Below are 22,811 nucleotides of genomic sequence, written 5' to 3' on the forward strand. Positions count from 1 at the left end.
TACTAGCCTCCTAAAACAAATCGAGCTGGCGCGAAGCTAAATTGTCATATTGAATATCAGCTAAATGTAAGAATTGCTTCGCATTATCTGCCGCATCGCCGCCGGAATTATTGTTAAACAGCACGAAGACATCTTTTGACTGTTTATGGAGTTCATTCGTAAAATCAACCCACTGCCGTAATTCATGCTCATTGTAGCGATACAGATAGCGCACCTTGCGCCAGTTTTTCTGACCGTTTTTCTGCCAGCCTGCCCGGTTGCGTCCATGCAGGCGGACCAGCGTTTTTTCCTTGTTCGTTGCTTGAAGCACAATAGGAATTGAGCCTTCACCGGCCTGCGGCTCATCGCACACCGTATGAATCCAGTTCTCCTGTTCTAAGAAAGAAATCGTTTTATCAAAATACTTGGCTTCATACCAGGTTTGATTCCGAAATTCAATGGCAAGCGGGATATTCCCCATTTTTTCCCGGCAATACCGAATATACATCACGTTTTCACGTGTGCAGTCGAACCAGGGCGGAAACTGAAATAACACCATGGCGAGCTTTCCTGTTTCGATCATTGGTGTGAGCGATAAGTTAAATGCGTGAAACATCTCTTCTTTCGAGTCAAACGGAATTTCGCCCCGTTCATGGCCGGTCATTCCCTGGTATGCTTTCACTACAAATCGAAAGCCGTCCGGCGTATCTTCTGTCCATTTCCGCATGTTGCGCTCCGGCTGTACAGCATAAAAGCTGGAGTCAAGTTCAACGGTCGGGAAATGCGCTGCGTACTCGGTTAATTTATCGCGGGAAGCGACTCCTTGCGTGTAAAGTGTGTCATGATCTCCCCAGCCGGTTACCCCTGTATAAATCATCTCGTATCACCTCGTAGTAAGAGTGTAGCATAAGTAGGAAGGGCTGTGAATTTCAAGCATCTCAAATACCAGCTCTTTATTTTACTTTTCTTTCTCAAAAAGAAGATGGCATTCCCCAAAGATACACTTCGTAAATCCAGCCTCTCTTTCCTTCTTCAAAAAGCAGCTTGCAGTATGGTTTCTTATTACCCTTTCTCCTTCTCATTGACTCCTCATTACTTTTTTCATTATTTGTAAATACTTTCATTTTACCCCGGCAATCAAAAAAACCAAACCACGCAGGTGGTCTGGTCTTGGAACAGCTGTGATACACTGTTTAACCGAATGAATGTAAGCATCGTACCAAGCCCTGGCAAGCATCGAATTCAACAACTTAAAAATCCATCCGTACCCCAGCCTCTTTATTCATTCATTCCTTATTAAATACTATTTTACTTCAATAAAGGGCAGCAAAGGTCCCCCTCGACTTTCCATCCATGTTTCCTTTAGTCCCCGACTCTTTCGCCATTAATATAATAAGCAGGCTCGGAGAAAGGAATAAACACAACTTCTATTTCATCAGCACCTGTTGACATAATATGTCTGGTAACGGACTGGGCGAATCGATCGCGAGCTTCCTGCCCGCGTTCAAACCATTTTACTTCAATAAGCGGGAAAGCCGGAATCTCTTCCCCATCAAATACAAACGTGGAATGAGGCACTTCGAACGTAAAATTATCCATCCCACATTCACAAATTTCTGCAAGTTCATCTACTAATGGCTTGCTGATTCTTTTCATCTCCTCAATCGATACCCCTCGAATCACTAAGTGCGGCACTTGTATTCCCTCCATTATGTATGATCATTTGTTAGCTCTCTGCTGAAAAGTTTATATCAAATCTTTCTATAATCAAAGTCTTTCCTTCTGTTCCATATTGCAGAGGCGAACCAAAGTGATCGGTTAGTAGAACTCCACTAATCCCTGCCTGTTATTTTGGTTTTATTAAGATCGCAGCTTTCTTGATGAAAAATGACTGCCTGTATAGGACCTGATAAGATTATGGTCGATAAACAAATAAGAAGAGATGATCAAAATACTGTCATCCTGACAACATTAAAAAATTCTTTTTATCGCTCAAATAAAACAGACCCTCACTTAGTACGTGAATGGGAAAGATTTAAACTGAAGATGGTATCATTTCCTGAAATTATCATGATCTAACTGCTTCTCTTATTCGCGAAACAATGCAAGATTATTTCAAAAAAGCCGGCGTTGAATATAGCAAAAGCACTCATGATTTAAATATATAGACGTGGTTCTATTAATTAAAACAGGGGTAAGCCTTAAATATACCTTAAATCGCTTGGAGCATAAGACCTTTAAGACAAGATCGAATACTTACCCTCGATACTATAAAAAAATAAAAAAGACGAACTGGATAAGTCCGCCGAACACCCTTCAGAATGAAATCCAATTGAACTTGGTACATTCTTGTGGTATGCGGCTGATTTATCACAGTTCGCCTTCTATTAAAAGCCTTATGAATAAGGGTTTTTCGATATTAACCGATAGAACCTTCCATCTCAAATTTAATGAGGCGGTTCATTTCAACGGCATATTCCATTGGCAATTCTTTTGTGAACGGCTCGATGAAGCCCATAACGATCATTTCTGTTGCTTCTTCTTCAGAAATACCGCGGCTCATCAAGTAGAACAACTGCTCTTCAGACACTTTCGATACCTTCGCTTCGTGCTCAAGAGAAATGTTGTCGTTTAAAATTTCATTGTATGGAATTGTATCCGACGTTGATTTGTTATCCATAATAAGTGTATCGCACTCGATATTTGAACGGGCGCCTTCTGCTTTACGGCCAAAGTGAACGATACCACGGTACGTTACTTTTCCGCCTTGTTTCGAGATTGATTTAGAAACGATTGTAGATGATGTGTTTGGTGCAAGGTGAATCATTTTTGCCCCTGCATCCTGATGCTGTCCTTTACCGGCAAGAGCGATCGAAAGCGTCATACCGCGCGCCCCTTCGCCTTTTAGGATAACAGCTGGATATTTCATTGTCAGTTTAGAGCCGATGTTTCCATCTACCCATTCCATTGTTGCGTTTGCTTCACAAACGGCACGCTTCGTTACCAGGTTGAATACGTTATTCGCCCAGTTTTGAATCGTTGTATAACGGCAGTATCCCCCCGCTTCAATCGCAATTTCTACAACCGCTGAGTGAAGTGAGTTTGTTGTGTAAACAGGAGCTGTACAGCCTTCAACGTAATGTACACTTGCATCTTTATCAACGATGATTAATGTACGCTCAAACTGGCCCATATTTTCTGAGTTGATACGGAAGTACGCCTGAAGCGGCGTATCCACTTTCACGCCCGGCGGAACATAGATGAATGAGCCGCCTGACCAAACAGCCGAATTTAGTGCAGCAAATTTGTTGTCTGTCGGCGGAATGATTTTCGCCCAGTACTTGCGGAAAATGTCTTCGTTCTCTTTCAAAGCAGAATCCGTATCTTTAAAGACGATTCCAAGCTCTTCCAAATCTTCTTTCATGTTGTGGTATACAACTTCAGATTCATACTGTGCTGAAACCCCTGCAAGATATTTTTGTTCCGCTTCCGGAATTCCAAGCTTGTCAAACGTTTGCTTGATTTCGTCCGGTACTTCATCCCATGATTTCTCTGAGCGTTCAGACGGTTTTACATAATACGTAATTTCATCAAAGTTAAGAGACGCCATATCGCCTCCCCATTGAGGCATTGGCATATTATAAAAATACTCTAATGATTTCAAACGGAAATCGAGCATCCATTGTGGTTCATCTTTCATTTTTGAAATTTCTTTTACGATTTCAGGCGTTAATCCACGTTCTGAGCGGAAAATTGATACGTCACGGTCATGGAAGCCATATTTGTAATCGCCAATTTCAGGGGCTTTTTTAGCCATGCTGCATTCCTCCTGTTGTTATGGCAGGCTGACGATAAACGCTCGCTTTCAGAGGTATCTGACGTTAGCGGCGTGATTCCTCAGCCTGCTTTTTTATTTGTTCGTTATTTATCGTTTATTTCTGGTCCTGGAGTCCTTTTTCCATCGCTTTCCACGATAGTGTCGCACATTTGATGCGGGCCGGGAATTTTGCCACTCCCTGCAGCGCTTCAATGTCGTCAAGGTCTACATCGTCCGGATAGTCATTGCCGAGCATCATGTCAGAAAAAACTTGAGACAGCTTGATGGCATCCTCGATGTTTTTCCCCTTGATCGCCTGTGTCATCATGGAAGCAGAAGCCATGGAAATCGAGCAGCCTTCACCGTCAAATTTCGCGTCCGTGACAATCCCGTTTTCTACATTCATCGTCAAATGAATCCGGTCTCCGCACGTTGGGTTATTCATATCAACGGTTACACTGCCGTCTTCAATGGCCCCTTTGTTGCGCGGATTTTTATAATGGTCCATAATCACCTGACGGTACAACTGATCTAAATTATTAAAAGACATCTGAGAAATACTCCTTCGTTTTTAACAAACTGGCGGCAAGTCTGTCGATATCTTCTTCGGTATTATACAAGTAAAAGCTTGCACGTGCTGTGGCAGATACTTTGCACCATTTCATTAGTGTTTGTGCGCAGTGATGCCCTGCACGGACAGCGATGCCTTCCGCGTCAAGAACCGTCGCCACATCATGCGGATGAACATCATCTAAATTAAATGTTACCACACTTGCGCGGTCTTTTCCTCTTTTTGGACCGAAAACAGAAATTCCCGGAATCTCCGTTACTTTATCCATGGCGTACGCAGCAAGCTTATGCTCATGCTGCTCGATTGCATCCATGCCGATTTCTGTTAAGAAGTCGATGGCTGCGCCAAGCCCGATGGCTCCGGCAATAATCGGTGTACCGCCTTCAAATTTCCACGGAAGTTCTTTCCATGTTGATTCGTATAAGCCGACAAAGTCAATCATTTCTCCGCCGAATTCAATTGGTTCCATTTCCTCTAAAAGTGCTTGTTTTCCATACAATACTCCAATGCCGGTTGGACCGCACATTTTATGGCCGGAAAAAGCAAGGAAATCACAGTCAAGCTGTGCGACATCAACTTTCATATGAGGAGCCGCCTGAGCTGCATCCACTACCATAACTGCTCCGTTTTCGTGAGCAATTTTCGTAATTTCTGCAATCGGGTTAATGGTACCGAGCACATTTGATACCATCATCACCGATACAATTTTTGTGTTAGGCGTGACGGTTTTTCGGACATCCTCTAAAGAAATGGTTCCGTCTTCCTGTAGAGGAATGTACTTCAAAGTAGCTCCTGTTGCTTTGGCAACCTGCTGCCACGGAATGATATTGGAGTGATGCTCCATCATCGTAATGACGATTTCGTCGCCTTCTTTTACGTTCGTACGCCCGTAGCTTTGAGCGACAAGATTCAATGCTGTCGTTGTTCCACGCAGAAAAACAATTTCCTTTGTAGAAGCCGCATTAATAAACTTGCGTACTTTTTCACGTGCGCCCTCATACAAATCCGTCGCCCGGTTGCCGAGCGTATGCACGCCGCGGTGCACATTCGAATTTGCATAACGGTAATAATGATCAAGCGCTTCAATCACTTGAACGGGCTTTTGGGAAGTGGCCGCGCTGTCAAGATAAACAAGTGGATGACCGTTCACTTCTTGATCAAGAATGGGAAAGTACTTTTTCAGTTCTTTCGCATTCATTGGCGAACTTTCCTTTCAATAACCCCTGTCAATTGCTTTTTCACATTTTCGATTGGCAGGTTGTTTACGACTGGTGCCAGGAAGCCGTGAATCACAAGGCGTTCTGCTTCTTGTTTCGTAATACCGCGGCTCATCAAGTAGTAAAGCTGAAGCGGATCAACACGGCCAACAGAAGCAGCATGTCCTGCTGTAACATCATCTTCATCAATCAAAAGGATTGGGTTTGCGTCACCGCGAGCTTTTTCACTCAACATAAGTACGCGTGATTCCTGCTCAGCGTTTGATTTTGAAGCACCATGCTCGATTTTGCCGATGCCATTAAAGATTGATTTTGCTTCATCTTTCATTACACCGTGCTTTAAGATGTAGCCTTCTGTATGCTTGCCGAAATGAACAACCTTTGTTGTAAAGTTCATTGACTGCTTGCCGCGGCCGACCACTACTGTTTTTGTATCAGCAAAGGACCCATCGCCAATCAAGTTTGTCACATTTTCTGAAACGGTATTGCCATCATTCATGATACCGAGTGACCAGTCAATACGGGCATTTGGTGACGTAATACCGCGACGGTTCACGTATGTTGTCATATTTTCAGCCAATGTGTCAACAGCGCCGTATGAAACTTGTGCGTTATCGCCAGCGATCACTTCTGTCACGATATTCGCTACGCCTTGCTCTGTTTTCACTGTGGAAATGTAGTTTTCTACATACGTCACCTTACTGTTCGCATCCGCTGCCACAATAACATGGTTGAACAGCGCAGCCTGCGCATCGTCATGAATGAAAACAGCTTGAATAGGTTCTTGAATTTCAACATTTTTAGGCACGTATAAGAATACACCGCCGTTTACAAGCGCTGCATGAAGAGCGGTTAATTTATGCTCATCTGCTTTGACCACCTGCTGCATAAAGAACTTTTGGAAAACCTCGCTGTGTTCTCTTGCGGCTGTTGAAAAATCAGTAAAAATGACACCTGCTTCTTTTAATTCAGCTGATACGTTTAAAATAGACGGCGTATTGTTGCGCTGTACATAAATGTTTTGTGAAGCTGTTTCTTCACCAATAACCGCTTGTGCAGCCTGTGGCAGCTGAGTAAGCTGGGTATACGCTGCACTTTGTACGCTGTGTGCGCCAAACTCAGTAAAGTTCCATTTATCGATTTTCGTTTTATCCGGCTTTGGAAGCGGAAGATCCGCCGCCTTGTTAAACGCATCCAGACGAAGGTTTAACAGCCATTCTGGTTCGTTGTTTGCAGCTGAAAAATCGCGGATTGCTGATTCATCAACTGACCATTTTGCTTCTGTCATGTTTGCTCCTCCTATACGATTACTGTACCGTTTCGTCTTCGATGCCAAGTTCCTGCTTGATCCAGTCATATCCTTCTGCTTCAAGGCGTTCCGCTAGTTCCGCTCCACCGGATTTCACGATTTTACCCTGCATCATAACATGAACATAATCAGGTGTAATGTAGTTCAGAAGACGCTGGTAGTGCGTAATCATAAGGCAGCCAAAATCTTCGCCGCGCATTTTATTGATTCCTTTTGAAACCACTTTTAATGCATCGATATCAAGACCGGAGTCAATTTCGTCAAGGATCGCAATTTTCGGCTGAATTGTCATTAATTGAAGAATTTCGTTGCGCTTTTTCTCACCGCCGGAGAATCCTTCGTTTAAGTAACGCTGTGCCATATCCTGGTCCATTTCAAGAACGTCCATGTTTGCATCCATTTGGCGGATAAATTTCATGAGGGAAATTTCATCGCCTTCTTCACGGCGCGCGTTTACAGCTGAACGAAGAAACTCAGCGTTTGTAACACCTGTAATTTCACTTGGGTACTGCATCGCAAGGAAAAGACCTGCACGTCCGCGCTCATCTACTTCCATCTCAAGCACGTCTTCACCATCAAACGTGATCGAACCTTCTGTTACTTCATATTTAGGGTGGCCCATGATTGCAGACGAAAGAGTGGATTTACCTGTTCCGTTCGGTCCCATGATCGCATGGAACTCGCCGCCTTTGATTTCAAGGTTGACCCCTTTTAAAATTTCTTTTCCGTCGATTGAGACGTGAAGATTTTTGATTGTTAACGTTGATTGTGACATCTTTTACCCTCCGTATTCATCGGCCGAGAAAACCGATTGTGTCTATTCTCAATTTATTCTCATTACAATCTTATAACAAATGAAATTTATATTCAACTTAGGAAAACGATTAAATAAAGTATTCTCAAATAAAAGCAGAAAAACCGGTTTTACAACCGGTTTTTCTGCTTATTCATTAGGAAAGGTGATTGGTAAATTTACGATTAAAGTCAGCAACCATGCGTCTTGACTGTTGATAGTCTTCCTCACGGTTCTGCTCAATATCCATTCTCACTTCATGCTTCTGATTGTACTCTGCATAGCCGACACCATGCGATGCATGCATGGCTTTTTCCATACCTTCTGTGTACTTCATATCAAGTGAGTTACTAATGGGGAATCAATCCTTTTCGTTTTTTTTGAAGACCTGGCTTTCGTTCTCTATCCTACCAGAGTCTTGCCAGGAGGCACAAAAGCCGTATGGCTTCTTCCAGCCTTCTCACACTCGGTGAGCTTCGTTACACTCCTTTATATAACCGCTATCTCCGAATATAAACCTTTTACGCCCAAATTCTAAATTGCCAGAAAATAAAACAGGTAAAAAAAAGCGCCTGGCTGCATACCAGGCGCTTTTTCATTATTCTGTAACCGGAACGACTGCTCCGTTCCATTCTTTTGTAATGAAGTCTTGAATTTCTTTTGATTTCAATACTTCAACCAATGCTTTGATTTTCTCTGAATTTTCATCACCCGTACGTGTAACAATTAAGTTTGCATATGGTGAATCTGTACTTTCAATCGCAACAGAATCTTTTGTCGGGCTGATGCCGGCATCAATAGCATAGTTGGAGTTAATCACAACTGCATCGCCTTCTTCGTTATTGAAAATTTGCGGAAGAAGTGCTGGCTCGTAATCGTAGTCAAACTTAAGATCTTTTGGATTTTCAGCAATATCCTCAAGTGAAGCTTGGGTCTTATCGATGCCATCTTTGATTTTGATTAAACCTTCTTTTTCTAAAAGCATCAATACACGGCCATGCTCAGCAACTGAGTTACTTAGGATGATCGTAGCACCTTTTGGAAGGTCTTTCAGGCTTTTATATTTTTTTGAGTAAACAGCCATTGGCTCAAGGTGAATAGCGCCGGCATTTGCAAAGTCATATCCTTGTTCCTTCTCTTGAAGCTCAAGGTATGGGGTGTGCTGGAAGTAGTTTGCATCTAAATCGCCTTCTTCAAGCGCTGTGTTTGGAAGTACATAGTCCTGGAACGTTTCAATTTGCAGGTCGTAGCCTTGTTCTTTTAAGATTGGCTTTGCCTGCTCCAAAATAACTGCGTGCGGTGTGTTAGATGCTCCGACAACAATTGTTTTATCGTCTTCAGATGAACCGCCTGAAGCTGATTCCTTATCTTCCGCTTTGTCCCCGCCGCCGCAAGCTGCAAGCACAAGCATAATGGCAGCTGTTAACAAGCCTAGAAGCCATTTTTTATTCATGGTTACATTCCTCCTAAAAAATAAATATATTTTATTAGCGTTTATCAAGCTTACGGACAGCCGTATCGCCGATAAACTGGATAATAAACACGATAACTAAAATCACAATCGTTGCCATTAAAGTCACATCACTGCGGCTGCGCTGGAAACCATCCAAGAAAGCAAGGTTCCCAAGGCCCCCTGCCCCAATCACACCTGCCATTGCCGTATAGCCGACAAGAGCGATGGCTGTGACCGTTAAGCCAGATATAAGAGCCGGCAGTGATTCTGGGATCAGCACTTTGCGGATGATCGTCCAAGTGGACGCTCCCATTGCGCGGGCTGCTTCAATAACGCCCCGGTCAATTTCGCGAAGGGCAATCTCAACCATACGAGCGTAAAACGGTGCTGCTCCAATAATTAAAGCAGGCAGTGCCGCGTTTTCACCAATGATCGTTCCTAATAATGCTTTTGTAAATGGAATCAGCAATACGATCAGTATAATAAATGGAATCGAACGGAACACATTGACAATGACGGCGGTGATGCTATACACTGCTTTGTTCTGCCAGAGCTGTCCTTTTGATGTTAAAAACAACAGCAGTCCAAGTAGTATTCCTAAAACAAAGGTAATCACAACAGAAATACTGGTCATATAAAGTGTTTCATAGGTTGCTTCCCACATTTTTTCCCAGTCAACATTCGGAAACCATTGTTCAATCATACTCAATCACCTCCGAATCAACTTGCTGGGCATCCAAAAAGGCGACTGCCTTGTCCACTTCAGACGAATCGCCCGTAATTTGAACAAACAACGTTCCATACGCGCCATTTTGTGTTTGAGAAATTTTCCCCTGCAAAATGTTTACCCCGACATTAAACGAACGAATCAATTCCGTTACAACCGGCTGTTCCACTGAAACGCCTACAAATGTCAGCTTGACGATTTTTCCTTCCGGATGCTCGGTAAGGAGGTGCTGAATCGTTTCTTTTGATTCCTCTGGTTCGGTGATCTGCTGAACGAACCGCTTCGTAATTGGCTGCTCCGGACGACGGAACACATCGAGTACCGGACCAAGTTCCACGATATTACCATTTTCCATTACGGCTACCCGGTGGCAGATTTTTCGAATAACGTGCATTTCGTGCGTGATAAGCACAATCGTTAATCCAAGACGCTGGTTGATATCGACAAGAAGCTCTAAAATAGAGTCCGTTGTCTGTGGATCGAGAGCTGATGTTGCTTCATCGCAAAGAAGCACTTTTGGATTGTTCGCAAGTGCCCGTGCAATGCCGACCCGCTGTTTTTGACCGCCGGAGAGCTGTGACGGGTATGAGTCGCCACGGCCTTGAAGGCCAACGAGCTCAATTAATTCATCCACACGCTTAGTGCGTTCTGCTTTGCTAACGCCCGCAATTTCAAGAGGAAATGCAATATTCTCCCGTACGGTGCGTGACCAAAGTAAGTTGAAATGCTGAAAGATCATGCCGATTTCCTGGCGTGCTTTCCGAAGTTCAGATCCTTTGATCGTTGAGATCTTCCGCCCCGCTACGGTTACGGATCCTTCCGTCGGTGTTTCAAGCCCGTTCAACATGCGGATCAGTGTACTTTTACCTGCGCCACTGTAGCCAATCATGCCAAAAATCTCGCCTTCCTGGATGGATAAATTTATATTATCGACCGCTTTAACCGGACCATTCTTCGTTTGAAATATTTTTTTTGCCTGCTCAATAAAAATCACGGGATCACTTCCTTTCCACAAAAAAAGCCTGACTGTCATAATGACAGAAAGGCGTTTTTGACGTTTCCTTTCTCTCATCTTCCGAAACATGCTGCTTCGTGTGATTTGGCACCTTTTCCTGTAAAGACGGTTGCCGGGCGTCATCGGGCACATTCCCTCAGCCACTCTTGATAAGAGTTGTTTTAATTTATGAATGGATTTTACCACCGTCTGAATACATATGTCAACAAAACATTCTGTAATTCCGACAATATTCGACGGCCTCTTAAAGTGACCGTATTTCTTCATATATATATGGAACTGACTGAAAAGCATAAATTTTCTTTTTTAATACACCCTGCTCAAATAAAAGAAGACACGGAACGCTCTCGATCTCAAAACGATGAGCGATTTCTTCGTAATAGTTTATATTGATGCGTTGGAGCGGTACATCTGTATTCATCGCTTCAACAACATCAAGCATTTTCCCTGCTACCTGGCATGTACCGCACATCGATGTATACACATAAAGAGCCGATTTAGGCTTGGCTGTATATTCCAGGATTGATTCAGCTGTTTTCATTTTAATGATGTGTTCCTTCCTGCTGTAAATACTCACCGCGCACGTCAATATCAGCCCCCATTAGGAGAGCCGCTAAATAACGGTGCGGCGCCGCAGCCACTTCTTTGTACCCGCGGTCAATGTAAAGGTGCCGGGCATGAGGAAGCTCGCGCTTAAACTGCTGGCGCAGCTTTTCTCCTGATGCATCGGCATCGACTAAAATGTATACGTCCCGCTCGAATAATTGCTCTACCAATTCATCAAGACGCGCGACACCGATTGTTCCATTGGTGCAAATAATATCTACCGGTTCTTTTACAATTTCAGCCACCCGTTTCCGATCAGATGACCCTTCGACGATAATCGTTTTTTCTACCATCATCACCAATCACCCCGCTGCACATTATACTTCTATTGTGGCGCGTTTTCGCTCAAAATGCAAAAAAGAAGGAGGCTCGGCGGCTAATAATATGGAATAAAAGCGACATCCTTCCACTTGTGCTTTTATTTCCCGTGACGTATAAGCCCCTCGCGCTGCCTGGTGCCAGCCAAAAGCAAAAAGACCGGCACGTTGCCGGTCCCCATGTTTAATCTTCTTTTGTCATTTCTGCGTATTGCTCTGCTGTCATTAAAGCATCAATTTGAGAAGCATCAGAAGGTTCGACAACAATCATCCATGCTTTTTCATATGGTGATTCATTCACAAATTCAGGATTGTCATCAAGCTCTTCGTTAATTTCTACCACTGTACCGCTGACAGGTGCATACAACTCAGAAACCGTTTTAACAGATTCTACGCTGCCGAATGGTTCGTTAACTGTTACTGTATCGCCAACAGACGGAAGCTCAACAAAAACAATATCACCAAGTTCTGCTTGAGCAAAATGAGTAATACCGACCCGCACTTTCCCGTCTTCTTGTTTTACCCACTCATGTTCTTCAGAATAACGCAGCTCTTTAGGTAAGCTCATGTGTATGTACCTCCAGATAAGAATAATTTCACTTTACACTTTACTGATTATGAAGATGGAAAGCAAGAAATCACTGCCATTTTTGTGCATAGTCCTCTTCTTTAAAACCTACTGTTACCTTATCATTGTCTATAGCAAGCGGGCGCTTAATGAGCATGCCATCGGAAGCAAGCAAATCAAGCAGCTCATCATCATCTGCTGTTGCGACTATTTCTTTTAAACCAAGCTCACGGTATTTTTGGCCGCTTGTATTAAAAAACTTTTTCAGTGGAAGACCGCTTTTTTCGTACGCATCTTTTAATTCTGCTTTTGACGGCGGCGATTCCACAATATGAATGGCTTCATATGAAATATTATGCGCGTCCAGCCACTTTTTTGCATTGCGGCATGTACCGCATTTTGGATACCAGTAAAACTTCATTTCCTATCACCTCATCACATCCATTTCGACATAAGCGCCCAAAATCCTTTTTCAAAGAAAGGGATTCCGGAGGCTGGCCGCAGAAAGCTGCCTCAGTGTGTAGACAAAGTCTTTCGCTTTTAAAAAAGGGCCGATAAGTGGTGTTGCAGATCAATAATCAAAGAACGAATAGACATTTTCTCTTTTTTAAACAGAAAGATACGACCTTATCAGCTCTATACCATCTTGTCGCAAGCCACTTGGCGGCGTCCAGGCAACGCCTGCCCCATCGAAAGCGGCGCTGCCTGGACGCCGCCGATCCATCCCATCCATGTGCACGATCATCCATATCATTTGTCTACAGTCTGCGGCGGCAAAAAGCCGCCTCTCTTTAAAAGGAGGCGGCCGCATTTGTTACACCGTATATTTTAGGGATAAATTCAGCCTGTCGGCAGCTTCACGCTTTTTGGCAATAACATTGACGGGGGTATGGCGGCTGAGCTTGCGCAGGGCAGACAACATCATGCGTAAAGCGTCTCCGGATTCGACAGCAGTGAGCGTTTCTTTTGCATGGGCTTCTATTTCATTGAATGCTTCCTGGCAAAAAATTTCGGTATAAAGCACTTTTTGTTTGTTTTTTTCTTCGCCCGACACACTGATCGCTTTTTCTGTCCGCAGCACGGCCGACTCCATCGCATACACCAGGTTTGTCAGATCTGCAATGTTGGCGAGCACTTCCTGCTGAGATTCGAGCGATGTACCATACGTTTTAGCTGCAAGCCCAGCAGCGAGCAGCGTTATTTTTTTAGCCCTTTTCACAAGCATTTTTTGTTGGTCGAGCACCTCATCTCCCGGCTCTTCCGGCAGTAGCATCATGATTTCGTCCTGCAACTCTCTAGCTCGTTCAAAAAGCGGCAGTTCCCCTTTTATCGCTCTTTTAATCAGTGTACCTGGCACAAGCAGCCTGTTAATTTCATTCGTCCCTTCAAAAATCCGGTTAATGCGGGAGTCCCGGTACATGCGGGCAATTTCATATTCCTCCATAAACCCGTATCCGCCGTGAATCTGCACACCTTCGTCCACCATGTAATCCAGCACCTCTGAGCCGAAAACCTTGCCAAGAGAGCATTCGACCGCGTATTCAGCGATAGAGGAAGCGACTGCTTTTCCGTTCTTTTGTTCCTCAGCCGTTAAGCCGCTCATCCGCTCTTCAAAAAGACCAACCGTCCGGTAAATGGCACTTTCCGCGGCATACAGTTTAGCAGCCATCGTACCGAACTTTTCTTTCATGAGAGGAAACTCGGCAATAGGCGTTTTAAATTGTTTTCGTTCCGCGGCATATTTCAAAGAAATATCAAGTGCCCGCTTGGCGCTTCCAACAGCGCCGACACCAAGCTTATAACGGCCAATGTTTAAAATATTAAAGGCAATGACATGCCCGCGTCCTGCTTCACCGAGCAGGTTTTGGACCGGCACCTGTGCATCTGACAAAATAAGGGTTCTCGTTGAAGAGCTTTTAATGCCCATTTTATCTTCTTCCGCTCCGGTCGATACACCTGGATATTGCTTTTCAACGATAAAAGCTGAAAAGTGTTCGCCATCAATTTTTGCATACACAATAAATACGTCTGCAAAAGCAGAATTGGTAATCCACTGCTTCTCGCCATTTAAAATATAGTGAGTTCCGGCTTCATTCAGCCGGGCAGTCGCTTTCGCCCCAAGAGCATCTGATCCAGATCCGGGTTCAGTAAGCGCATAGGCGGCAAAGCGGGTGCCGGCAGCCAGGTCCGGGAGATACGCTTTTTTTTGATCTTCATTGCCAAACAACACGATCGGCAGCGAGCCGATACCGACATGCGCTCCGTGTGAGATCGAAAATCCGCCGGCAGCGGCCAGTTTTTCTGCGATTAACGCTGAGCTTATTTTATCAAGACTTAAGCCTCCGTATTCTTCCGGTACATCTGCGGCAAGGAGCCCAAGTTCTCCTGCTTCCTGCAGCAGTTTTACCGACCGGTCAAATTCATGATTTTCAAGAAAGGGCACCTGCGGCATGACGCTGTTTAGCACAAATTCTTCTGTTGTTTTAGCAATCATTTTCTGTTCGTCTGAAAATTCTTCCGGGGTAAATACTGCGCTGCATGGAACGTCTTCGATTAAAAAGGAACCACCTTTTGCTGCCATACCTTTTCCCCCTTTTACGTAATCCGTTCAAATACACCAGCGGCTCCCATGCCACCGCCAATACACATTGTGACTACGCCGAACTGCCCGCCGCGCCGTCCTAATTCATGGATAAGCGTTAATGTCAGCTTCGTGCCTGTACAGCCAAGCGGATGGCCAAGGGCAATCGCGCCCCCGTTTACATTCACTTTATCCATATCAAGGCCTAGCGTCTGTATGACGCCAAGCGCCTGGGAAGCAAAGGCTTCGTTTAATTCAAACAAGTCAATATCTTTAAGATGAAGCCCTGCCATTTTCAAGGCTTTTGGTATAGCGGCGACTGGGCCAATGCCCATCACTTCCGGCGGTACACCTGCGACCGCAAAGGAACGAAACTTGGCAAGTGGTTTTAAGCCAAGGGCATCCGCCTGCTCCCGCTCCATGACCATGACCGCCGCGGCTCCGTCAGATGTCTGGGACGCGTTCCCTGCTGTAACAGATCCAGCGGCAGAAAAAGCAGGACGAAGCTTGGCGAGTGCTTCCATAGATGTTTCGCGGCGCACACCTTCATCCATTGAAAAAGTGACTTGCTCTTCCTGTATGCGCAAACCCTCTCCTATGTGCCGGAATGTAACGCCCACCGGTACAATTTCGTCGTTAAATTTTCCTTCGGCAATGGCGCGGCCGGCTTTTTTATGGCTTTCAACAGCAAAGGCATCCTGATCTTTACGGGAAACGCCATACTTTTTGGCGACTTCTTCTGCAGTATGGCCCATGGACATATAGTACTGGGGCATTTCTTCGGCGATTTTTACGTTAAGACGAGCTACATGCCCCATCATCGGGACAAGGCTCATTGATTCCACTCCGCCAGCGATAATTGTTCGGGCATGGCCGAGCATAATCCGCTCTGCCGCATACGCAATGGACTGAAGACCGGATGAACAGTACCGGTTAATGGTTACAGCCGGAACGTCATGCGGCAGGCCGGCCAGCGCCCCAATATTCCGTGCTACATTTAATCCCTGTTCGGCCTCAGGCATCGCGCAGCCGATAATCAAGTCATCAATGTCTCCGCTGTATTCTCCTGCCCGTTTTACTGTTTCCTGCACAACGAGTGCACCGAGATCGTCCGGACGTGTATGGCGAAGTGTTCCTTTTTTAGCCCGGCCGACCGGTGTCCGCGCCCCTGCTACAATCACCGCTTCTTTCACTGAAATCCCCCTTTTAGTTACGAAGTGGCTTTCCTTTCAGGAGTATGTGCTGCATACGCTGCTGTGTTTTCGGCAAGGCGGCCAGCTGTAAAAACGCCGCTCGCTCAAGCTCCAGCAAATACTCTTCCTCTACTTCCGTTCCAAACGGCACTCGTCCTCCGGCAATGACCCAGGCGAGTTTTTGGGCAATTTCAAAATCATGGTCGGAAATAAAACCTGCTGTGTGCATGGACCGGGCTCCCATCAGCATCGTGGCATAACCCGTTTCTCCGGTGACCGGAATTTTTTTTCGAATCGGCGCTCTATAGCCTGTATCTGCTAAGTGAAGTGCCGCTTTTTTTGCTTCATAAAGCACATGGTCGCCGTTTAAACTGATTCCGTCAGATCGATAAAGAAACCCGCGTTTGCGTGCTTCTGCTGCTGAAGTAGATACGTTTGCCAGGGCAATCGTTTCGAACGCTTTGTTTGCAGCCGCCTGCAGATCTTCCCCGGGCATTTGGTTCAAGCAGCGGATGTAAAGTTCTTTATTGCCTCCTCCTCCGGGAATCAGGCCAACGCCAGCTTCAACAAGACCTATATACGTTTCATGGGCGGCCTGGATGTGGGCGGCCGGCAGGCACACTTCTGCTCCGCCGCCGAGCGTCATACCAAACGGTGCGGCTACAACAGGCTTTGGGCTGTATTTAATATTCATCATCGCCTGCTGAAACTGTTTAACGGTTGCTTCAATTTCCCAAAGGTCCTCATCCTGCGCCGCCATTAAAATAAGCGCCAGATTTGCACCGACACAAAAGTTTTTGCCCCGGTTGCCGATCACGAGAGCCTGATAGTTTTTCTCCACTTCTTCTATCGAGAGATTGATCATTTGGATAATATCGAGACCAATTGCGTTGTTCGGCGAAGTAAATTCAAGCAGCGCTGCCCCGTCGCCGATATCATGCAGCCGTGCTCCACTGTTTTCCTTGATGACAGCTGTTCCTTTTGGCAAATAAATCACTTTTTTGTCCTGAGGTACAGGTTTATAGGATTTTGTCAGGGGATCGTAATAACAATCATATTTATAAAAGGAATCTTTCATTTCTTTTACCCAGGCCGGCACCTTCAGCCCTTCTGCTTCCATCCTGGCAATAGATTCGTTTCGGCCGATTTGGTCCCAGATTTCAAACGGGCCTTCCTTCCAGCCGAACCCCCACTTCATTGCCCGGTCAATCGCAACAATATTGTCGGCGATTTTTCCGGTAAGCGCTGCCGAGTAAAGAAGCGTCGGAGCAAGTACCCGCCAAAGAAAAGTACCCGCCTTGTCTTGGGCATACAGGAGTGTTTTCCATTTGGCCGATCCTTTTTGCTGCTTGGCACGTTCTACTGAATCCGCTTTCAACTTCTTGCGTGGACCGTATTCCATCGTTTGAGCATTCAGCTCTAAAATCGTTTGTTCTTCTTTCTTAAAAAAACCCTGCCCTGCTTTTGCACCAATCCAGCCGTTTTTCTGCATTTGCACAAGCAGTTTTGGCACTGTAAATACGACTTTTTCCTCTCCATCCGCCTGTTCATATACATTTTTCGCTACATGAATAAATGTATCAATCCCCACGACATCAAGCGTACGAAAAGTTGCGCTTTTCGGTCTTCCAATGAGCGGTCCCGTAACCGAATCTGCTTCTCCGAATGAGAAATTCATTTCTTCCATGACGTGCATTGTTTTTAACAAGCCGTACGTGCCGATCCGGTTGGCAATAAAGTTAGGTGTATCTTTTGCAATCACCACTCCTTTGCCAAGGATGTTCTCCCCAACTGATTTCATAAAATCAGTCACATCCGGGTTGGTATAGGGTGTGGGAATCAGTTCAAGCAGCTTTAAATACCTGGGCGGATTAAAAAAGTGTGTACCAAGAAAATGCTTTTTAAAATCTTCGCTGCGTCCTTCAGTCATCGCTTCAATCGAAATGCCGGATGTATTGGAAGAAACGATACTTCCGGTTTTGCGATGGACATCTACAAGCGCTAAAATATCTTTTTTTACATCAAGCCGCTCAACAACCACTTCAATGATCCAGTCTGCATCCGCTAATTTGTCTGCGTCGTCTTCAAGGTTACCTGCTTTAATCAGGGCAGCATAATCTTTTAAAGCAAGCGGAGCCGGTTTTTGTCCAGACAGCTCCCGAATTGCTTTTTCGGAAAGAGAGCTGCGGTTCTTTTCACCTTCTAATACCCGGTCAAGAAGCAAAACGGGAATACCTGCATTGGCTAAATGGGCAGCAATACCTGAACCCATGACTCCTGATCCGATCACAGCCGCTTTACGAATAAGCTGAATCACAAATGAGCCCCCTTTTTGAATGAATACTCATTCATTTATCTTATTTAAACTATAACGCACCCTTTTTTAAATTTCAACGGTCGCATCAATGAAATTTTTGGGTAAACTAATGGAAACATTGATAAAGTGCTTTCTTTTCGGGATAAATCCGTCAGGGACAAGCATTGTAAAAGGATGGGACAGTCATGAGAGAAAAGATTGTACAACTGTTTGTACTGGTCATCTGTATGGGTTCAATTTATTTTTCAATTCGTTTTTATTCCAACGAGTTATCAGTTGCCTTTACGTATTTAGCTGTCGGGGTTTCCGTTTTAGTTGTCATAAATCTCCTTCTGTTTGATTCACGCGGGACCAACTCAAAGGTGGCATGGAGTGCAATTGTCCTTGCATTTCCGCTTGCCGGCGCTGTCTTGTATGCCGTATTTGGCCGGGATCCAAGAAGACGGCTGCTGCCGAAGCAGGTTGTCTCGGAAACCGTTAAATTTATCACCACCATGCGTCATCTAGGAAAAGAATGGGATATATCTGACCAGCTTCCAGAGGCGAAAAATATTCGAAATATGACCGGCTTTGAGGCGATGTCTGGCAATAAAGTAGATGTTTTAACGAACGGTGATGAAACATTTCCAGCAATTTTAGATGCAATTCGGCACGCGGAACATCACATTCATATTCAATATTATATTTTCCGCGACGATAATATTTCTATTCAAATTCGCGATGCGCTTATTGAACGGGCAAAAGCGAACGTTCACATCCGTTTTCTTTTCGACGGCCTTGGCTGTTCAAGCCTGCCAAAATCTTTTTTAAAGCCGATGCGTGATGCAGGTATTGAAACTTATGCATTTGATTCGATTATATCCCCATGGCTCACCCGTACTGCTAACTTGCGCAACCATCGTAAAATGGTCGTTGTGGATGGGCATACCGGCTTCACAGGCGGACTGAATGTCGGTGAAGAATATTGCAGCAACGCCCCTCAATTTAAAAAGTGGCGGGACACCCATATCCGTATTCATGGACCGGCTGTTCACCAGCTTCAGGAAGCATTTATAACAGACTGGATCCACGCAACAGGAGCAAAATCATCCTTGCTTGACGAACTGAAAGAACCGTTTCGATTTGAAGCGTATTTTCCCGCAAAAGTGGATGAAGCCGATCAAATGGTGCAAACCGTTTATGGCGGCCCCTATAATGAAGAACGTGATGTCCGGGATGCGATGCTGGAAATGATTCAATCCGCTGAAAAATCAATTTGGCTTACCACTCCATACTTTGTGCCGGATGATGAAGCGCTGGCGGCTATTCGTGTAGCAGCCAGAAGCGGAAAAGACGTGCGCGTTATTGTACCGGGAAAAGGCGACAGGGCGATTTCATTTTATGGAACGAATTCTTATTTTAAAGATTTGCTTAGCGCTGGCGTAAAAGTGTTTGCTTACCGGGATGACTCGTTTACGCATGCAAAAGTACTGCTGATTGACAATGTGCATGCGATTGTAGGAACAGCAAATTTTGACGTTCGGAGCTTTCGATTAAATCATGAACTTATGACGTTTATATATAACCGGACCCCCGCTGTAGAGAAAATTGAAATTGATTTTCTCCATGACTTTGCTGATTCTGTACCCGTTACGCGCGAACGCTTTGAGCACCGGACCTTCTTTAAGCGGATTGGAGAATCACTGGCCCGTCTGCTGTCTCCCATTTTATAAAAAATCGGCTGCCGGATAAAAGGCAGCCGATTTTCCCTAAAACCGGAAAATGTAGTCGGTTAAAATTTCTTTAAATGTCACAAGAGAGTCGGTATCGACATATTCGTTTTTACCGTGATGATTCGCACCGCATGGCCCAAACTCTACTGCGGGAATGCCTCGGGCAGCGTAAAAGCGCGTGTCAGCCGCTCCATGCTGGCCAAACATTTGAATATTCCGTCCGGATACATGCTCCGCTGCCTGCTGAAGACGTTTAATTAATGGATGATTTGGATTCGTCTGTACCGGTTCTCCCTCGCTTAATACGCGAACAGTGCCGTTGACAACCCCTTTTATTTCTTTAAGCAGCACTGCCGGGTCCTGACCGGGCAGATACCGAATATCGAGATCCATAATACAGCAGTCAGGTACTTGGTTGATCGCCTGTCCGGCTTCAATCCGGGCAAGATTAAGCGATGGATGCTCAAAATACGGCGTACTTACGCTGAAAATCGGCAGTTCTTCAATTCGTTTGTACGTTTCAACCGCATTTAAAATTGCATTATCACCAAGCCAGGGCCGGCTGCCGTGAGCGGAAACCCCTTCAATTTGGATTTCCACTTGAAGGACCCCCTTTGCTTGTACAGCAATATCAAGGTTTGTCGTTTCTCCGCAAATCACAACGTCTCCAAGCAGGCCGTGTTCAACTAAGTATTTGGTTCCTTTTTGCCCGCCTTTTTCCTCATCCGGCACGAGCGCAAGCATGACCTTGCATGGCAGCTCTTCCTGCACAAGCTCTGCCATTACATGCATCATGACTGCAACCGAGCCAAGCATATCAAAGCTGCCGCGCCCATAAAGCTTTCCTTCTGCCACATAAGGAATAAATTGATCGGGACCGGCTGGCACCACATCGAGATGGCCATTTAAAATAACAGTCGGTCCTTCCTCACCGATCACAGACACGACGCTTTTTAAGCCTTCATTATTAATCACCCTGGCATGAACGCCGTTTGCAGCCAGCCATTCAGCGCAATACTCAGCTGCTTCGTTAATCCGTTCTTTCTCCACGGTGCGGAACTCAATCAGCTTTCTCGTTAATGAGATAATGGATTCTTTCAACCGCTCCCTCTCCTTTACTGCAAAAAATCTGTTTCTATATAACTTCCTTTTGGCGTCGTAAATAAACATACAAAAAGAAGCTGAATAGGGCACTCAAGAGCGCACAGGCACCAATAAACAAATAGCCGGCCTGCATACCGCGTACAACTCCCATACCGGCTCCCGCATATTCTGTTACGGCAGTAATAATAGCGCCAATAATGACATTTCCGGAAACGGTGAAAATACCCATAATCGTAACCACAAACGTAATGGCTGTATCACTATTTTCTCGATAACGGCGGGCGATCATCGCCATAACGGTCGGATAAACAGGCGCAATGCCGATGCCGGCTGCAGCTAGTAATAAGGCACCGGGCTCACCCGCTGCAATGCCAATGAAAGTAAAAGTGGCTGAAAGGGCGCCGAATAAGATAAGCGATACAGTAAAACCGATTCGGTCCGTTATCGGTCCAAGAAACAAACGGGAAAAAGTAAAGAATAAAAAGAAAATCGACAGCATCTGAGAGGCATCCGCATTTGTCCAATCGTATGCCTTTTCCAAAAAGTTGACGAGCCAGCCGCCGACAGACATTTCAGCTACCACTCCAAATGAAAGAATCAGCACAATAAGCCACAGAACCGGGTCACGTGCAAGCATCCGAACCGGAATCCGATGTTCGGGTTGTACATCCTCCTGCGGAAACCGGCTTGCCAGAGCTGGAATCATCGGAATAAGGGAAAGCAGCATGACCGCAAGATACATTCCGCGCCAATCCAGCTCCGTTCCGCCAATGGTCAGCTTCATTAAACCAGAAGCAAGCATAGGGGCAACAATTGAACTAAGCCCATAGAAAAAATGAGCTAAGTTCATCATCATCCCTGTATTTTTTACAAACAAGCGCGCGCTTAAAATAGCCAGGACAATTTCCAGCATGCCGTTTCCAACGTACATAAAAAAATAGGCTCCTGCCAGGCTTGTATAGGTGGAAGACAAATAAATAAATACACCGGAAAGGGCCATGGAGCCAAACGACAAAGCACTCATGGTCTTGATGCCCCATTTTCTTGTTAGCTGCGCGGTAAACGTGCAGGCAAGCAAATAGGCAATGGAATTAAAAGCTAACAGTGTACCGACTTGAAAAGCATCCAGATCGAAATCCGCCTGGATACGCGGCATGGCCGGCCCTTTTACATTTTCTGAAAAACCAAAAATAAGAAAGCCGACGAACACAGTCGCCAGCATAAAAGAATAGTTTCGTTTCATTTTTTCTCTCCTTAAAAAATCAGCAGGTACACGGCACCGATCATAATGCCTGCAAAGCCAGCCATCATGGCGAGAAAGGTAAATTCCGGCGCAGGCCCTTTTGATGCCGGCTTGAGAGGGCCAAAACCCATCTTTTTCTTCCTCCCCTTCAGCTCATCCGCTTCTCTTCTCAGGTAGTCATCCGGCGGCGTTTCCGTTAAAAGCGTTTCGATGAGTGATTTTTTCATATTTCCCTCTTCTTTCAGCACTTTTCCTCATTATACCAAAAAATCCGCAGTGGCATCACTGC

At 45.2% G+C, this 22,811-nt stretch carries 22 protein-coding genes and 1 riboswitch; of the genes, 1 reads left to right on the plus strand and 21 read right to left on the minus strand.

Going from position 1 to position 22,811, the window contains the following annotated elements:
- Window positions 1-10 precede the first annotated feature (10 nt).
- The 18 genes from M3221_RS01620 to M3221_RS01705 all read right to left on the minus strand — a co-directional run bounded on the left by M3221_RS01620 (window position 11) and on the right by M3221_RS01705 (window position 18,463).
- Window positions 11-856 carry a DUF72 domain-containing protein gene (locus M3221_RS01620; RefSeq protein WP_251269784.1) on the minus strand — a complete coding sequence of 282 codons (846 nt, stop codon included), beginning with the start codon at window positions 854-856 and terminating at the stop codon, window positions 11-13.
- Between the two features lie 485 nt (window positions 857-1,341).
- Window positions 1,342-1,674: a DUF1904 family protein gene (locus tag M3221_RS01625; RefSeq protein ID WP_251269785.1), complete on the minus strand. Its 333-nt coding sequence runs from the start codon at window positions 1,672-1,674 to the stop codon at window positions 1,342-1,344.
- Between the two features lie 724 nt (window positions 1,675-2,398).
- The gene (gene sufB / locus M3221_RS01630) at window positions 2,399-3,796 is read right to left on the minus strand and encodes a Fe-S cluster assembly protein SufB (RefSeq protein ID WP_242234059.1); all 1,398 of its coding nucleotides are present in this window, start codon (window positions 3,794-3,796) and stop codon (window positions 2,399-2,401) included.
- A gap of 115 nt (window positions 3,797-3,911) precedes the next feature.
- The gene (sufU, locus tag M3221_RS01635) at window positions 3,912-4,346 is read right to left on the minus strand and encodes a Fe-S cluster assembly sulfur transfer protein SufU (RefSeq protein ID WP_251269786.1); all 435 of its coding nucleotides are present in this window, start codon (window positions 4,344-4,346) and stop codon (window positions 3,912-3,914) included.
- Entirely contained in the window at window positions 4,336-5,565 is a 1,230-nt protein-coding gene (locus M3221_RS01640; RefSeq protein ID WP_251269787.1) for a cysteine desulfurase, read from the minus strand. Before M3221_RS01640 ends, sufU begins: the two co-directional genes overlap by 11 nt.
- Window positions 5,562-6,872 (minus strand): Fe-S cluster assembly protein SufD, encoded by a 1,311-nt coding sequence (gene sufD / locus M3221_RS01645; RefSeq protein ID WP_251269789.1) that lies wholly within the window; start codon window positions 6,870-6,872, stop codon window positions 5,562-5,564. Before sufD ends, M3221_RS01640 begins: the two co-directional genes overlap by 4 nt.
- 19 nt (window positions 6,873-6,891) lie before the next feature.
- Window positions 6,892-7,668, minus strand: a complete 777-nt coding sequence (sufC, locus tag M3221_RS01650) for a Fe-S cluster assembly ATPase SufC (protein ID WP_251269790.1) — start codon at window positions 7,666-7,668, stop codon at window positions 6,892-6,894.
- Window positions 7,669-7,843: 175 nt separating this feature from the next.
- A complete protein-coding gene (locus tag M3221_RS01655; protein ID WP_242234064.1) occupies window positions 7,844-8,023 on the minus strand; it encodes a YuzK family famiily protein in 180 nt (59 codons plus the stop codon).
- Window positions 8,024-8,284: 261 nt separating this feature from the next.
- A complete protein-coding gene (locus M3221_RS01660; RefSeq protein WP_251269791.1) occupies window positions 8,285-9,139 on the minus strand; it encodes a MetQ/NlpA family ABC transporter substrate-binding protein in 855 nt (284 codons plus the stop codon).
- A gap of 34 nt (window positions 9,140-9,173) precedes the next feature.
- Complete coding sequence (locus tag M3221_RS01665) at window positions 9,174-9,842, minus strand: methionine ABC transporter permease (RefSeq protein WP_242234066.1); 669 nt, start codon at window positions 9,840-9,842, stop codon at window positions 9,174-9,176.
- On the minus strand, window positions 9,835-10,860 hold the full coding sequence (locus M3221_RS01670; protein ID WP_251269793.1) for a methionine ABC transporter ATP-binding protein: 1,026 nt from the start codon (window positions 10,858-10,860) through the stop codon (window positions 9,835-9,837). The genes M3221_RS01665 and M3221_RS01670 overlap by 8 nt, the downstream gene beginning before the upstream one ends.
- Before the next feature lie 71 nt (window positions 10,861-10,931).
- Window positions 10,932-11,037: riboswitch (SAM riboswitch) on the minus strand.
- Between the two features lie 88 nt (window positions 11,038-11,125).
- Window positions 11,126-11,422, minus strand: coding sequence for a thioredoxin family protein (locus M3221_RS01675; RefSeq protein WP_242234068.1), 297 nt, complete (start codon window positions 11,420-11,422; stop codon window positions 11,126-11,128).
- Between the two features lies 1 nt (window position 11,423).
- A complete protein-coding gene (locus M3221_RS01680; RefSeq protein ID WP_251269795.1) occupies window positions 11,424-11,786 on the minus strand; it encodes a toprim domain-containing protein in 363 nt (120 codons plus the stop codon).
- 202 nt (window positions 11,787-11,988) lie between these two features.
- The gene (gene gcvH / locus M3221_RS01685) at window positions 11,989-12,372 is read right to left on the minus strand and encodes a glycine cleavage system protein GcvH (protein ID WP_251269796.1); all 384 of its coding nucleotides are present in this window, start codon (window positions 12,370-12,372) and stop codon (window positions 11,989-11,991) included.
- Between the two features lie 70 nt (window positions 12,373-12,442).
- Complete coding sequence (locus M3221_RS01690) at window positions 12,443-12,793, minus strand: arsenate reductase family protein (protein ID WP_251269797.1); 351 nt, start codon at window positions 12,791-12,793, stop codon at window positions 12,443-12,445.
- 393 nt (window positions 12,794-13,186) lie between these two features.
- Window positions 13,187-14,953 (minus strand): acyl-CoA dehydrogenase family protein, encoded by a 1,767-nt coding sequence (locus M3221_RS01695; protein ID WP_251269799.1) that lies wholly within the window; start codon window positions 14,951-14,953, stop codon window positions 13,187-13,189.
- A gap of 14 nt (window positions 14,954-14,967) precedes the next feature.
- Window positions 14,968-16,146 (minus strand): acetyl-CoA C-acetyltransferase, encoded by a 1,179-nt coding sequence (locus M3221_RS01700; RefSeq protein ID WP_251269800.1) that lies wholly within the window; start codon window positions 16,144-16,146, stop codon window positions 14,968-14,970.
- Window positions 16,147-16,159: 13 nt separating this feature from the next.
- The gene (locus tag M3221_RS01705) at window positions 16,160-18,463 is read right to left on the minus strand and encodes a 3-hydroxyacyl-CoA dehydrogenase/enoyl-CoA hydratase family protein (protein ID WP_251269801.1); all 2,304 of its coding nucleotides are present in this window, start codon (window positions 18,461-18,463) and stop codon (window positions 16,160-16,162) included.
- Window positions 18,464-18,648: 185 nt separating this feature from the next.
- Between M3221_RS01705 and cls the strand changes: the two genes are divergently transcribed.
- Complete coding sequence (gene cls / locus M3221_RS01710) at window positions 18,649-20,175, plus strand: cardiolipin synthase (RefSeq protein WP_251269803.1); 1,527 nt, start codon at window positions 18,649-18,651, stop codon at window positions 20,173-20,175.
- A gap of 36 nt (window positions 20,176-20,211) precedes the next feature.
- Here the strand turns inward: cls and M3221_RS01715 are convergent, their stop codons facing one another.
- Genes M3221_RS01715 through M3221_RS01725 form a run of 3 tightly spaced genes read right to left on the minus strand, consistent with a single transcriptional unit; the run spans window position 20,212 to window position 22,749 of the window.
- A complete protein-coding gene (locus M3221_RS01715; protein WP_251269804.1) occupies window positions 20,212-21,276 on the minus strand; it encodes a M20 family metallopeptidase in 1,065 nt (354 codons plus the stop codon).
- A 34-nt stretch (window positions 21,277-21,310) separates the two neighbouring features.
- Window positions 21,311-22,522, minus strand: a complete 1,212-nt coding sequence (locus tag M3221_RS01720; protein ID WP_251269805.1) for an MFS transporter — start codon at window positions 22,520-22,522, stop codon at window positions 21,311-21,313.
- 11 nt (window positions 22,523-22,533) lie between these two features.
- Complete coding sequence (locus M3221_RS01725; RefSeq protein WP_251269807.1) at window positions 22,534-22,749, minus strand: hypothetical protein; 216 nt, start codon at window positions 22,747-22,749, stop codon at window positions 22,534-22,536.
- Window positions 22,750-22,811 lie beyond the last annotated feature (62 nt).

Origin of the sequence: Domibacillus indicus, from assembly GCF_023715895.1 — a bacterium.
Taxonomy (GTDB): Bacteria; Bacillota; Bacilli; order Bacillales; family Domibacillaceae; genus Domibacillus; species Domibacillus indicus_A.

Coding starts and splice junctions, on each gene's coding strand:
- gcvH (WP_251269796.1), bottom strand. CDS start 12,372: ATGAGCTTACCTAAAGAGCTGCGTTATTCTGAAGAACATGAGTGGGTA.
- M3221_RS01660 (WP_251269791.1), bottom strand. CDS start 9,139: ATGAATAAAAAATGGCTTCTAGGCTTGTTAACAGCTGCCATTATGCTT.
- M3221_RS01720 (WP_251269805.1), bottom strand. CDS start 22,522: ATGAAACGAAACTATTCTTTTATGCTGGCGACTGTGTTCGTCGGCTTT.
- M3221_RS01695 (WP_251269799.1), bottom strand. CDS start 14,953: ATGGCAGCAAAAGGTGGTTCCTTTTTAATCGAAGACGTTCCATGCAGC.
- M3221_RS01655 (WP_242234064.1), bottom strand. CDS start 8,023: ATGAAGTACACAGAAGGTATGGAAAAAGCCATGCATGCATCGCATGGT.
- M3221_RS01690 (WP_251269797.1), bottom strand. CDS start 12,793: ATGAAGTTTTACTGGTATCCAAAATGCGGTACATGCCGCAATGCAAAA.
- M3221_RS01725 (WP_251269807.1), bottom strand. CDS start 22,749: ATGAAAAAATCACTCATCGAAACGCTTTTAACGGAAACGCCGCCGGAT.
- sufB (WP_242234059.1), bottom strand. CDS start 3,796: ATGGCTAAAAAAGCCCCTGAAATTGGCGATTACAAATATGGCTTCCAT.
- sufU (WP_251269786.1), bottom strand. CDS start 4,346: ATGTCTTTTAATAATTTAGATCAGTTGTACCGTCAGGTGATTATGGAC.
- M3221_RS01665 (WP_242234066.1), bottom strand. CDS start 9,842: ATGATTGAACAATGGTTTCCGAATGTTGACTGGGAAAAAATGTGGGAA.
- M3221_RS01675 (WP_242234068.1), bottom strand. CDS start 11,422: ATGAAAACAGCTGAATCAATCCTGGAATATACAGCCAAGCCTAAATCG.
- sufC (WP_251269790.1), bottom strand. CDS start 7,668: ATGTCACAATCAACGTTAACAATCAAAAATCTTCACGTCTCAATCGAC.
- cls (WP_251269803.1), top strand. CDS start 18,649: ATGAGAGAAAAGATTGTACAACTGTTTGTACTGGTCATCTGTATGGGT.
- M3221_RS01640 (WP_251269787.1), bottom strand. CDS start 5,565: ATGAATGCGAAAGAACTGAAAAAGTACTTTCCCATTCTTGATCAAGAA.
- sufD (WP_251269789.1), bottom strand. CDS start 6,872: ATGACAGAAGCAAAATGGTCAGTTGATGAATCAGCAATCCGCGATTTT.
- M3221_RS01620 (WP_251269784.1), bottom strand. CDS start 856: ATGATTTATACAGGGGTAACCGGCTGGGGAGATCATGACACACTTTAC.